This window comes from Rhizobium sp. B230/85, from assembly GCF_019355735.1.
Classification (GTDB): domain Bacteria; phylum Pseudomonadota; class Alphaproteobacteria; order Rhizobiales; family Rhizobiaceae; genus Rhizobium; species Rhizobium rhododendri.
Map to the genome: position 1 here is coordinate 16,296 of NZ_CP072156.1, position 12,130 is coordinate 28,425.

General features: G+C 62.4%; 15 protein-coding genes. 7 read left to right on the top strand and 8 right to left on the bottom strand.

Annotation, left to right across the window (positions count from 1 at the left end; all coding sequences use genetic code 11):
- Nucleotides 1–25: 25 nt before the first annotated feature.
- The 3 genes from J5289_RS00090 to J5289_RS00100 form a co-directional block, all read right to left on the bottom strand.
- A complete protein-coding gene (locus tag J5289_RS00090) occupies nt 26–385 on the bottom strand; it encodes a response regulator (protein ID WP_209185150.1) in 360 nt (119 codons plus the stop codon).
- Nucleotides 386–518: 133 nt separating this feature from the next.
- The gene (hpt, locus tag J5289_RS00095; RefSeq protein ID WP_209207519.1) at nt 519–1,061 is read right to left on the bottom strand and encodes a hypoxanthine phosphoribosyltransferase; all 543 of its coding nucleotides are present in this window, start codon (nt 1,059–1,061) and stop codon (nt 519–521) included.
- A gap of 67 nt (nt 1,062–1,128) precedes the next feature.
- Nucleotides 1,129–1,854, bottom strand: a complete 726-nt coding sequence (locus J5289_RS00100) for a hypothetical protein (RefSeq protein WP_247749218.1) — start codon at nt 1,852–1,854, stop codon at nt 1,129–1,131.
- A gap of 179 nt (nt 1,855–2,033) precedes the next feature.
- Here J5289_RS00100 and ftsE point away from each other — a divergent pair, with 179 nt between their 5' ends.
- The 4 genes from ftsE to J5289_RS00120 all read left to right on the top strand — a co-directional run bounded on the left by ftsE (nt 2,034) and on the right by J5289_RS00120 (nt 5,394).
- Nucleotides 2,034–2,693 (top strand): cell division ATP-binding protein FtsE, encoded by a 660-nt coding sequence (gene ftsE / locus J5289_RS00105; protein ID WP_111219900.1) that lies wholly within the window; start codon nt 2,034–2,036, stop codon nt 2,691–2,693.
- Entirely contained in the window at nt 2,686–3,705 is a 1,020-nt protein-coding gene (locus tag J5289_RS00110; RefSeq protein WP_209187613.1) for an ABC transporter permease, read from the top strand. The genes ftsE and J5289_RS00110 overlap by 8 nt, the downstream gene beginning before the upstream one ends.
- A gap of 115 nt (nt 3,706–3,820) precedes the next feature.
- Nucleotides 3,821–4,504 carry a YdcF family protein gene (locus J5289_RS00115; protein WP_240538980.1) on the top strand — a complete coding sequence of 228 codons (684 nt, stop codon included), beginning with the start codon at nt 3,821–3,823 and terminating at the stop codon, nt 4,502–4,504.
- An 86-nt stretch (nt 4,505–4,590) separates the two neighbouring features.
- The gene (locus tag J5289_RS00120; protein ID WP_209185153.1) at nt 4,591–5,394 is read left to right on the top strand and encodes a 1-acyl-sn-glycerol-3-phosphate acyltransferase; all 804 of its coding nucleotides are present in this window, start codon (nt 4,591–4,593) and stop codon (nt 5,392–5,394) included.
- A gap of 2 nt (nt 5,395–5,396) precedes the next feature.
- Here J5289_RS00120 and J5289_RS00125 read toward each other — a convergent pair whose 3' ends face one another.
- On the bottom strand, nt 5,397–5,969 hold the full coding sequence (locus J5289_RS00125; protein WP_374108253.1) for a gamma-glutamylcyclotransferase: 573 nt from the start codon (nt 5,967–5,969) through the stop codon (nt 5,397–5,399).
- Nucleotides 5,970–5,980: 11 nt separating this feature from the next.
- On the opposite strand from J5289_RS00125, the gene J5289_RS00130 reads away from it, so the two are divergent.
- Nucleotides 5,981–6,997: a DUF2125 domain-containing protein gene (locus J5289_RS00130; protein WP_209185157.1), complete on the top strand. Its 1,017-nt coding sequence runs from the start codon at nt 5,981–5,983 to the stop codon at nt 6,995–6,997.
- A 24-nt stretch (nt 6,998–7,021) separates the two neighbouring features.
- Here J5289_RS00130 and J5289_RS00135 read toward each other — a convergent pair whose 3' ends face one another.
- The 3 genes from J5289_RS00135 to J5289_RS00145 form a co-directional block, all read right to left on the bottom strand.
- A complete protein-coding gene (locus tag J5289_RS00135) occupies nt 7,022–7,954 on the bottom strand; it encodes a prephenate/arogenate dehydrogenase family protein (protein WP_209185159.1) in 933 nt (310 codons plus the stop codon).
- Nucleotides 7,951–9,060, bottom strand: coding sequence for a histidinol-phosphate transaminase (hisC, locus tag J5289_RS00140; RefSeq protein ID WP_209185161.1), 1,110 nt, complete (start codon nt 9,058–9,060; stop codon nt 7,951–7,953). The genes J5289_RS00135 and hisC overlap by 4 nt, the downstream gene beginning before the upstream one ends.
- Before the next feature lie 97 nt (nt 9,061–9,157).
- Nucleotides 9,158–9,913, bottom strand: coding sequence for a class I SAM-dependent methyltransferase (locus J5289_RS00145; protein WP_209185162.1), 756 nt, complete (start codon nt 9,911–9,913; stop codon nt 9,158–9,160).
- 87 nt (nt 9,914–10,000) lie between these two features.
- On the opposite strand from J5289_RS00145, the gene gloB reads away from it, so the two are divergent.
- Nucleotides 10,001–10,771, top strand: a complete 771-nt coding sequence (gene gloB / locus J5289_RS00150) for a hydroxyacylglutathione hydrolase (RefSeq protein WP_209185164.1) — start codon at nt 10,001–10,003, stop codon at nt 10,769–10,771.
- Entirely contained in the window at nt 10,771–11,196 is a 426-nt protein-coding gene (locus tag J5289_RS00155; protein WP_209185166.1) for a cupin domain-containing protein, read from the top strand. The genes gloB and J5289_RS00155 overlap by 1 nt, the downstream gene beginning before the upstream one ends.
- A gap of 3 nt (nt 11,197–11,199) precedes the next feature.
- Here the strand turns inward: J5289_RS00155 and J5289_RS00160 are convergent, their stop codons facing one another.
- Nucleotides 11,200–12,093: a DMT family transporter gene (locus J5289_RS00160; RefSeq protein ID WP_209185168.1), complete on the bottom strand. Its 894-nt coding sequence runs from the start codon at nt 12,091–12,093 to the stop codon at nt 11,200–11,202.
- Nucleotides 12,094–12,130 lie beyond the last annotated feature (37 nt).

Consider the following 12,130-nt stretch of genomic DNA (forward strand, 5'->3'; position numbering starts at 1 on the left):
GCCTCGGGGGTGGCGAGGCGTGGCGTCAGGCGGCAAGCGCCAGCGCAACGGCCTTGCGGATGTCCGGAAGGGCAAAGGGCTTGGAGACAACGTCGACGATCTTTTCCATCAGGTCGTCGGCGCGTTCGCGCTGTTCGGCATAGCCGGTCATCAGCAGGATCTTCATGTGCGGCCAGTGCGAAGACGCCTGGTGGGCCAGCTCTATGCCGTCCATTACCGGCATGCGGATATCCGACAGCAGCAGATCGAAGCCGCCGCCCTGCAGCTTCTCCAGTCCCTCGGCGCCATCGGCCGCTTCTTCCGTTTCGTGACCGTCCATGCGCAACGCGCGGGCGACGAACCGGCGCAGCGAATCTTCGTCTTCGGTGATTAGAATTCTTGCCATGTGCATCGCTCCGTCGGACGGTCATGTCCCTGGCAGCGAAATCACCAGACTTTCCTTTGCGATCGGTAAACGGCACGTCGAAGAACCGGTCGCATGGTTAACAAGGCGTCTGTGACAGGCGCCCCGAAATAGCTCAGGCGTCGCCGGTAACGACACCGACGAAAGGCAATTCGCGGAAGGCATAGGCGACGTCCATGCCGTACCCGACAACGAAATAATCCGGGCATTCGAAGCCGACATACTCGGCCTCGATCTTTTCCTGGCGCTTGACGCTCTTGTCGAGCAGCACCGCCACCGAGACGTTTCTGGCGCCACGCTCATAAAGCATTCCCTTGGCGAACCGCAGCGTCCGGCCGGATTCGAGGATGTCGTCGATCAGCAGCACGTCCCGGTCGCGCACGTCGCTGTCGATATCCTTGACGATCCTGACACCCTGCGACACTGTTCCGGTGCCGTAGCTGGAGAGGGTGACGAACTCGACCTCGGGCGCCAGCCCGGTATCGTGCAGCGCCCGCAGCAGGTCGGCGGCGAAGATGAATGAGCCCTTGAGGATGGCAATGACCAGCAGGTCCTTGGTCGGTCCCTTGGCGATCTCGGCGGCCAGTTCGAGATTGCGTGCGGCAATCTGCGCGGCGGTGAAAAGCGGCTCGATGTTTTTTCCGCGAACGACTGGCATGGTCGGCAGGCTCCCTGGGCATCATCGGCGGAAGGCCCGCCGGTTCGAGCAACAGCCGTTAGCACAATCACCGCCCGTCGGCACCCGCCTGGACAAAGGAAAGCCGAACCTCTGGCATTTTTTCCCCTTGGTGCGGCAATCGCGCCGAAAAGCCACGGCTCTCGCCTCCGCCGATCCGCTCGCTGGGTGGCGCAATCATCACGCTCGCCAGCAACTGGTTGCCATCATAGAGATCGGCCCGGATTTCCGGCAAGGAGCGACCGGCGGCGGTGACATTGTCGATGATGCCATTGAGCACGAGAATATGCATGCCGTTGGCATCGCGCGGCGTCAGCGAGACATGGGTGAACTGCAAGGGTGATGCAGCGATCGGCGGGACCCGCACCGGCGCTTCCGCCAGGCCCGAAAAACCGCCGACCAGACCGAACACCAGCACGAAAAGCGCCACGATCAACACCGCGAAGCTGCGACCGGACGCCCGTTGCAGCCAGCTTTCGCCGGCGCGCAGGAAATAGACGACCGCCGACAGGAGGGCGGCAGATGCCATGCCCTTGCGCGGCTGCGGATAATGGCGCCTGTGATTGTCGTTACCGCTGCGGGCCGTAAAGTTGCTGCCACGACCCGGCTGGACGATGACGAATTCGGCATCGACGATATCATCCGACCGCTCGAAACGGCGAAGTGATCGCGCTGGCTGTTGCGCCTCGGGCGGGATCAGATCATAAGCCAGTCCCGTCTGATGGTGGCGATTGCGAAATGCGCCCATGGTGACGTCCTCTGTGGTGATCCACATCGTTTCATCGGCGCCGGCAAACGGGCCATTGAAAGGAATCCCACCTAGAAGTAAATTTGAATGGTTAATGCTTCGCAAAGATGGTCGCCGAAGCAGCTTGGGGCCGGCAAACTTTACGGTCCGTTAACCCTGTTGGTTAACAAGTCAGCGATCGAAACCGCGGAAGACTGGGCTGCCCGTTGATTCATTTTGAAAACGTCGGTTTGCGATACGGCATGGGCCCGGAGATTCTCCGGGACATGACCTTCGACATTCCGAAAAAGTCCTTCCAGTTCCTGACCGGCCCCTCGGGCGCCGGCAAGACGACGCTGCTGCGCCTTCTGTTCATGTCGCTGCAGCCGACACGCGGCCTGATCCGCATGTTCGGTCGGGACATTTCCGCCATTCCCCACAGCGAACTGCCGCTGCTGCGCCGACGCGTCGGAATCGTGTTCCAGGATTTTCGCCTGCTCGACCATCTCACCACCTATGAGAACGTGGCCCTGCCCTTGAGGGTGCGCGGCAAGGACGAGAGCTCCTATCGCAACGATGTGCTCGAATTGCTGAAATGGGTCGGGCTCGGCGAGCGCATCAACGTGCTGCCGCCGGTTCTGTCCGGCGGCGAAAAGCAACGGGCCGCCATCGCCCGCGCACTGATCGACCGGCCGGAGATCCTGCTGGCAGACGAGCCCACGGGCAATGTCGATCCGCCGATGGCCCGCCGGCTGCTCAATCTCTTTCTCGAGTTGAACCGGCTCGGCACCGCCGTCGTCATCGCTACCCACGACCTGACGCTGATGGACCAGGTCGAGGCGCGACGCATGATCCTCTCCGAGGGGCATCTCGACATCTATGATTGAACCTGATGTCCCCAGCAGACAGGCGCGTCCGGACGCGCAGACGCCAGCCGAAGCGAGGCGGCCGGCAATGCGCGTGCGCCCGACTGGGCCGATCGTTCCGTCCTCGAACATCCAGGGCAATGCGCTGATGGTGGTGATTGCCATCATGGCTTTCCTCGCCTGCCTGACACTCGGCGCCGTCAGCATGGTACGCTCGACGGCTGCCAGTTGGGAAAGCCAGATCGCCCGCGAAATCACGATCCAGATCAAGCCTGACGACGACCTCGACATGGAGAAGGCGCTGGTCAAGGCCCGCGATATCGCCATGACCTTTGTCGGCACCAAGACCGGGCAGATCGTCGACGAGGCCGCGACCGCCCGCCTGCTGGAACCCTGGCTCGGCTCGGGTCTCGACCTCAAGGAACTGCCCGTGCCCCGGCTGGTCATCGTCACCATCGACGAAACCCACCCGCCGGATTTCGAGGCGATGCGCGCATTGCTGAAGGACTCGATCCCGCAGGCCTCGCTCGACGACCACCGCACCTGGGTCGACCGGCTGGTGTCGATGGCCCACACCACGGTCATGATCGGTACCGGCATCCTGCTGCTGGTGTTCACGGCTATGGTGCTGACGGTGGTCTTTGCCACCCGGGGCGCACTGTCCGGCAATCGTCACATCGTCGAGGTCTTGCATTTCGTCGGCGCCGAAAGCGCTTTCGTTGCCAAGGAATTTCAGAAGCATTTCCTGAAAATCAGCTTCAAGGGCTCCGCGGTCGGCAGTGCCCTGGCAGCGCTTTTCTTTGCCGCCGCAGGCTTGCTGCAGAGCCACACGATCGCCACCCCGCAGACCGACCAGGCCACGGCGCTGTTCGGCACCTTCTCGGTCGGCGCACTCGGCTATCTCGGCATTTTCGCGACCATGGTAATCATCGCACTGCTGACGACGGTCACCGCGCGGTTTACGGTGATGCGAACCATCTACGAGATCGACCAGATCCGATCGGACCCGAGCAGGAGCGATAATGCGACCTGAGCTTAAAACTATGACTGATCTGCCATCAAACGGCCCGGACACAGCCCTAGTCTGGCGGAACTGACGTTTGGCAACCATGGAACAGATGACACGAAACACGCTCGATCCGGCGACGATGCAGCAGGCAGCAGGTGGTGAAAATCCCCCGCGCCGCAGCGTTTTCCGTCGGATTATGCGGTGGACGGGCTTTGCCACCATTCTTGCCGGCGCCATCCTTTTCGGTGGCTTCCTTCGCTTTGCTGATTCGGTCACCACCCTACGGCCGCCACTTGATCCAAAGGCCGACGCCATCGTCGTGCTTACCGGTGGCTACCAGCGCATCGACCAGGCGATCGAGCTTCTGCGCAGCGGCGCCGGAAACCGGCTCCTGATATCGGGCGCCTATCCCGCCACGACCCGCAAGCAGATCGCCAAGGCCACACAGACGCCGCCGGATCTCTTCGCCTGCTGTGTCGACATCGGCTACGACGCCATCGACACGATCGGCAATGCCAGCGAAACGGTGAAGTGGATCCATGCCAAGGGCTACAAGAGCGTGCTGGTGGTCACCAACAACTACCACATGCCGCGCAGCATAGCGGAACTGCGCTATGCCGACCCGGAAATGGATTTCATTCCCTATCCGGTCGTCAACTCGGACCTGAAGACCAAAGCCTGGTTTACCGACCCGAATGCGCTTCGCACCATGCTCTCCGAATACGCCAAGGTACTGTTGACCGGTGGCCGCAATCTGTTCGGTTTTGCCCGCCCGGCAGGCCTTCGCTCGCAGGAGCAGGACGACGCGCAGCACAAGGGCTAGCATCGGCGCCTGCCGTCTTTTTATTGAGATCGATATCGTGTAGGCACGGGATCAGACGCCGTCACCAGGCGTGTCGGGACAGCTTCATGATCACCCTTCGTTCGATCCTCTTCAATGCCGCCTTTTATCTGAACCTGATCATCCGGATGATCGTTCTTTCGCCCATCTATTTCCTGATGCCGCGCAAGGCCGGCTATGCCATTCCCAAGGCCTGGGCCACATCCAGCGTCTGGCTGATGGAGAAAATCGTCGGCACCACCTTCGAGATCGAGGGCCTCGAGAACATTCCGAAGGGCGGCTACATCTTTGCGCCAAAACACCAGTCGTTTTGGGATACGTTTGCGCTGCTCCCCTACCTCGACGATCCCGTCTATATCCTGAAGCGCGAGCTTTTATGGATCCCGCTGTTCGGCTGGTATGCCAAGAAGCAGCAGATGATCCCGGTCAATCGCGGCGCCCGTGGCAAGGTGATGGTCGAGGTCCTCAGGCGCACCCGCGAGGTTCTGGCGGCAGGCCGACAGCTGATCATCTACCCCGAGGGCACGCGCCGCCCGCCCGGTGCCGAGCCCGTCTACAAATACGGCATTGCCCGCATGTATCGCGATCTCGATGTGCCGGTGGTGCCGGTCGCCATGCATCCCGGATTGTTCTGGCCGCGCCGCGATTTTCGTCGCTATCCCGGCCATTTCAAGGTCCGCATCCTGCCCCCGATCCAGCCGGGCATGGACCCCGATGCCTTTTTCGCCCACCTGATCAAGGTGACCGAGGCTGCCAGCGACGAGCTGCTGCTGGAAACCGTGGCCCGCAATCCGGACCTGCCGCTACCGCCAACAGCCATCGAAAGACTGGCAATCCTGCGCAGTTCCACGTCGGCAGAGGCCAGCGGCTGAACTCAGGCAGCGCCTCGCAACCGCAACACTTCTTCATTGACGCTCTCGAGCCAGGCATCGCGGATACCAGCCTCGCGGAGATGGGTGAGCGTATTGAACACATAGGCATCGTTTGGCCCGGACTGGCCGACGGAGACATCGACGATGCGGGCAGCTGTCAGCGGATCGAGCGCGCCGGCATATTGCCTGTGATGGCGGTCGACCACATAAGCCACGGCGGTAACCCGACGGCCGTCTGCAAGCCGGATCGTAGCGAGGCGCTCGAGATAGACCTTGGTCACCAGTTCCCGCTCCCTGAGGTAGGAAAGCACTGCATCCCGATCCGTGTCGGCTACCCGAAACGCCACGCCACGGCAGGCGCCACCACGGTCGAGGCCAAGCACCAACCCGGGGCTGGCCTCGCTGCCGCGATGCACCCAGGAATAAACACAGAGCGAACGGCGATAGCCGAAAATGACGGCATCCGCTTGTTCCAAAAAGGCGAAACCCGGATTCCACATGAGCGATCCGTAGCCAAACACCCAAAATTCGTCCATATCCAAAGCCATACTCACATCAGCATTGCTGTGCACCATTGGAGAACATCATGTCAGCGTCAAGCCAGAGCGAGCGATCCGGCAGAGGCTTCAGGGGGATGTTCATCCTTTTGGGGATCATCGTCCTGCTGGCCGCAGTCTACACCGCCGGCTGGTTCTATGCCGCCTCGGCGCTGAAGACCAATGTCCTGCGGGCGCTGGGCAAACAGGATGCGGCAGGCTTTACCGGCCAGTGTACGGACCTCGACCAGCAGGGCTTTCCCTTCCGCATCGGCCTGACCTGCTCCAAAGTCCAGGTCGACGACCACACACGGGGTGTCTCCGCCACCTTCGACGACCTCAGCGCCTCGGCTCACGTCTACGCGCCGGGCAACATCGAGTGGCAACTTAATTCCCCGGCAGAGATCCGCACGTCGCAGGGGCTGACCATCTCCTCCGAGTGGGCAGCGCTGCAATCCACCATGGTCACCCGGGGCAACGGCATTGAGCAGGGCGCCACCACCATCAACGGCCTCAAGACCGCCGTCGTCTCCTCGGCAACCGGCCAGACGGTGAATTTCACTGCCGACAAGACGGAGATCCATGTCCGCCAGAACGGCGAAGACCTCGAAGCCGTCTTCGAGGTGAAGAACTCCAACGCCGTCATCAAGGATTTCCCGCAGCTTCCAGCACTCGCCGCAGAGATCGATGTGACGCTGACCGGCAAGGCAGGACTGCTTGACGGCAGCGAAAAGGACGGGCGCGGCCTGTTTGGCGCATCGGGTATCCTGCGCAAGGTAACGACCGACATTGGCGACGGCCGTATCATGACCCTGTCAGGGCCATTCTCTTTCGACGACGACGGCTTTCTCTCCGGCCAGTTCAAGCTGGAGATCCAGCAGATCAGCCATTGGCGCGACAGCATCAAGCAGGCGATCCCTGCCGCCAAGCAGACGGTGGACATGGCCGGCAAGCTGCTGAAGGCGCTCGCCGCCGGCGAGGACAAGGTGTCCGTCGATCTCACCGTCGATCACGGCGCGGTCACGCTTAGCGGCTTCATCCCGGTCGGCAAGATCCCGCCGATCTGAGGCGGTACGCCTTGAGACCGAGCGTCACGGCGCTTTCGGATCGAGCGCGTGTCGGCCGAAATCGGGGGCGTCGACATCCTGGCCGGCGTCGATGATCGAGCGGCGGACGGCGCGGGTGCGGGTGAACAGTTCCATGATCTTGTCGCCTTCGCCCCAGCGGATCGCCCGCTGCAGATAGGCGAGGTCTTCTGAAAACCGCGCCAGCATCTCAAGGATCGCATCCTTGTTGTGCAGGCAGACATCGCGCCACATGGTGGGATCGGAAGCCGCCAGGCGGGTAAAGTCGCGAAAGCCGGAGGCGGAATATTTGATGACTTCCGACTGTGTCACCGTCTCGAGATCGGCTGCCGTCCCGACGATGTTGTAGGCAATCAGGTGCGGCAGGTGCGAGACGATGGCCAGCACCTTGTCATGGTGTTCGGCATCCATTTCGTCGACCCTTGAACCAAGTGTCTCCCAGAAATGCCGGAGCGTCTTCAGCGCCGTCTCGTCGGTGCCTTCAACGGGTGTAAAAATGCACCAGCGCCCCCGGAAAAGACCGGCAAAACCGGCATCTGGGCCTGATTTCTCCGTGCCTGCCAATGGGTGGCCCGGAATGAAATGCACGCCCTCCGGAATATGCGGTTGCATCTGCGCAATGACCGAGGCCTTGGTCGAGCCGACATCGGTGACGATGGCACCCGGCTTCAGATACGGGGCAATCTCGATGGCGACACTCTCCGAGGAACCCACAGGCACCGAGACGATTACGAGATCGGCACCCTTGACGGCCTCGCCCGACGACAGCGTGTAGCGGTCGCCCAGCCCCAGTTCCTCGGCCCGCTTCAGCGTCGCCGCGCCGCGCGTCGCGATCACGACCTCGCGGGCAAGACCGAGCGCGCGAATGTCGTGGGCGAGAGACGAGCCGATCAGTCCGATGCCGATCAGCGCGATCCGGTCGAACTGGACATCGCTCATGCCTTGCGTCCCATGAATTCGCCGAGTGTCTCGATGACACCGCGATTGGCCTCTTCCGTGCCGATGCTCATCCGCAACGAATTGGTGAAGCCGTAGCCGCGCACGGCACGCAGGATATAGCCCCGGCTGGCCAGCAACTCGTCGGCATCGGCAGCGCGCTTGCCGTCCACATCCGGGAAGTGGATGAGAACGAAATTGGCAACCGACGGCGTGACCTTCAGCCCGATGGCTTCAAACGCCGCAGTCAGCTTGTCCAGCCACATCAGATTGTAGGTGACCGCCGTCTCGACGAACGCCTGGTCGCGCATGGCAGCGGCTCCGGCGGCGATTGCCGGGGCATTCATGTTGAACGGTCCGCGAATACGGTTCAGCGCATCGACGATCTCCGCCGGGCCGAACATCCAGCCGACGCGAAGCGCCGCCAGACCGTAGGCCTTGGAGAAGGTGCGGGTCATGACGACATTGGAATTTGCCGAGACCAGTTCGATGCCGGCCTCGTAATCGTTGCGGCGGACATATTCGGCGTAGGCGGCGTCGAGCACCAGAATGACGTTCTTCGGCAGCGCCGCGTGCAACCGTCTGATGTCGCTGACCGGGACATAGGTGCCTGTCGGATTGCCGGGATTGGCGATGAACACCATGCGGGTCTTTTCGTTGACGGCGGCAAGGATCGCATCGACGTCGACGGTGCAGTCCTTTTCCTTGACCGTAACAGGCGTCGCCCCGGCGCCCATGATCTGGATCTTGTAGACGAGGAACCCGTGTTCGGTGATGACGGCCTCGTCGCCCGGTGCCAGGTAGACGTGGCAGAGCAGGCCGAGCAGTTCGTCGGACCCGTTGCCGCAGAGGATGTTTGCCGGATTGAGCCCGTTAACGTCGGCGATGGCCTGCCGTAGCGCCAATGCCTGCCCGTCCGGGTAACGTTCCAACTCGTCGGCCGCTGCCTTGAAGGCGGCGACGGCCTTGGGGCTGGCACCGAGCGGCGTCTCGTTGGACGACAGCTTGAACACACGGGAAAGACCCGGCGCACCTTCCTTGCCTGGCACATAGGCAGCGATGTCGAGAATACCGGGACGCGGGACGGGCTTGCTGATTTCGCTGCTCATGGGATCGACCTTGGACAAGGGCCGGCATATCCGGCTTCAAACATCCCGTGGCATTAATCCGGAATGACGATTTTGTCGAGTAAGAAGCCGGCAACACTCAGCGCTTCGGCTGGGTTTCCTCACGCGTCGTGGGCACGCCGCGTGGCGCCAGCACGGGCACGAACACACGCCGCGAGGCGCGCACCGCGACCGGCAGGCCTTGATAAAGCCGTTTCTGCGCCTCGACGATGATGACGCCTGAGAAGGCCGGCCACAGCGTCCTGCCGATACGCTCGAAGGCGCGGCGCAGCCTGAGCACCGCACGCAGCTTGGAGGGCGGGAAGAACAGCGCTTCGGCGGTCGCTCCCGGCGTGAAATTCGTCTCGCGCAACAGCGCCGTCAGCTGGCCGCGGGAATAGGGCCGGCCCGAGCCGAATGGCGTATGCTCCATCCGCGCCCAGACGCCACGCCGGTTCGGCACCACGATCACCAGCCGCCCGCCGGGCGCCAGCACCCGCCAAAGCTCTTTCAGCGTCTCGCGCGGGCTTTCGGCAAATTCCAGCGAATGCACCAGAAGAACGCGGTCGATCGACGAATCGGGCAAGGGCAGTTCTTCGTCGAAGATCAGCGCCGTCGACGACGCCGATCCCATCGGCCAGTTCACCGCCCCCTGCCCCGCCGGCATGAACGCGAAGGTCCGCTCGGTATCGGCGCGAAAGCGGTCGAGATACGGCACGGAATAGCCAAGCCCCACCAGCCGCTCCTCCGGCAATCGCGTCCAGAGCGACGACAGCGCCATGGCGATCGATTGCTCCGCCAGCCGGCCGAGTTCGGAATGATAGAATTGGCGAAGGTCGACGATATCGGCATGCATACCGGAAATCTTATCAGCCGGCGGTTGGACTTCAAGGCCGCAGCCTCTACATTCGTGTCGACCGACGAAAGTTAGGACATTTGAGCCATGCAGCCTTTGGAACTCGACGTATTTACCTGCCGCACCGACAATTACGGCGTTCTCGTCCACGATCCGGAGACAGGCCTCACCGCCTCCATCGATGCGCCGGACGCAGCAGCGGTTGCCGCCGCAGCGGGGCGCCGTGGCTGGAAGATCAGCCACATCTTCACCACCCACCATCATACCGACCATGTCGAAGGCAATCTGGCGCTGAAGGAGCAGTTCGGCTGTCACATCTTCGGCCCGCTCAACGAGGCGGTTGCCATTCCCGGCCTCGACCGCGCCTACGGTGACGGCGACAGCTTCAAGTTTGGCAGCCACACCGTTGGTGTCATCGAGACCCCAGGTCACACCGCCGGGCACATTTGCTACCACTTCGAGGACGACAAACTGCTGTTTGCCGCAGATACGCTGTTCGCGCTCGGCTGCGGTCGGCTGTTCGAACGCCCGGCCTCGGACATGTGGGCTTCGCTGCAGAAACTTGCCGTGCTGCCCGACGAGACCGCCGTCTATTTCGGCCATGAATATACGCTGGCCAACGCCCGTTTTGCGCTCACCATCGATCCGGACAACGAGCGCCTGAAAGCCCGGGCTGCCGATATCGAGGCGATGCGCGCCGAAGGCAAGTGCACCATCCCGACGACGCTGGCACTGGAGAAGGAAACCAATCCGTTCCTGCGCCCCGCCGATCCGGCCATCCGCCGCAACCTTTTGATGGAAAGCCGCACCAACGAGGAAGTCTTCACCGAAATCCGCAAGCGGAAAGATAATTTCTGATGCGGCCGGAGGACATCATCCGCGAACTCGGCATGCAGCCCCACCCGGAAGGTGGCTGGTATGTCCAGACGTTCCGCGACGGCACGGGCGAGGCGCGCGGCCATTCGACGGCGATCTATTACATGCTGCAGTCGGGAGAGCGCTCTCACTGGCACCGTGTGCGGGACGCCGCCGAAGTCTGGCACTACTATGCCGGCGCTCCCTTGGCGCTCGACATCTCGCAGAATGGCGAAGGCAAGACGACAATCGTCCTCGGGACAGATTTCGCGAGCGGCGAACGGCCACAGGCGATCGTACCCGCCGACTGGTGGCAGGCGGCGGAAACAACCGGCGACTACACGCTGGTCGGCTGCACCGTCGCCCCGGGCTTTGAATTTTCGAGCTTCGAAATGGCGCCTCCGGGCTGGAAGCCTTCGGACGCCTGATGCCTATTCGGCAATGGCGACATCCGGCGCTGGCGGACGGCGCAGGATCATTTTATGGGCGGCAAGCACGGCGCCGCCGGTCACCAGCAGGCAGGCGCCGGCAATTCCCCAGCTCGGCTCGGCAAAGCCGAACAACGTCAGAATCAGTGTCGACAGCAACGGCGCCGCATAGCTGGCGGCACCGAGGATCTGGATATCGCCGTTCTTGACACCATAATCCCAGGCGTAGAAGGCAGCCCCGACCGGCAACAGCCCGAGACCGGCTATCGCCGCCCATTGAAAGCCTGTTTCCGGCCAGACACTCCTTTCCAGCCCCAGATGGCAGAGCAGCGAGAGGATGGACGTCGCAAGGCAGAAGCCGGTGACGACATCGGTCGAGACGGCATCGAAACGCCGCGTCAGCAATGAATAGCCTGACCACGTGAAAGCGCAGAGAACGGCCGTGCCATAGCCAAGCCCATAGGCCGCATCGAAATGAAACCCGTTGCGCCCGACGATCAGCACCGTCCCGGCGAGCCCGGCAAAGGCGCCTGCGATGTGATACCAGCGCAGCCGTTCGCCCGGCAGCAGAGCCGAGCCGACAACGATGAGCAACGGCCAGAGATAGGCGATGAGACCGGCCTCGACCGCCGGCGCATTTCTAAGTGCCGTGAAATAGAGAAAATGATAGCCGAACAGCCCGGCAATGCCTGTGATCCACACTTTCGCCGGCTGACGCAGCAGCTTTATCCGCTCCGGCCTGAGGATCAGAACCACGATGCCCGGGATGCTGCCGATGGCAAAGCAGATGGCCGAAAGCTGGAAGGCCGGCATTGTCCCGGAGGCGGCGGTGAACAGCGCCAGGAAGGACCACATCAGGATTGCCGAAAAACCGATCAGCGTTGCCCGCAATGTCATTCTGCCCCCTTTGCGACACCGCGCCGGTGTCAGCCGG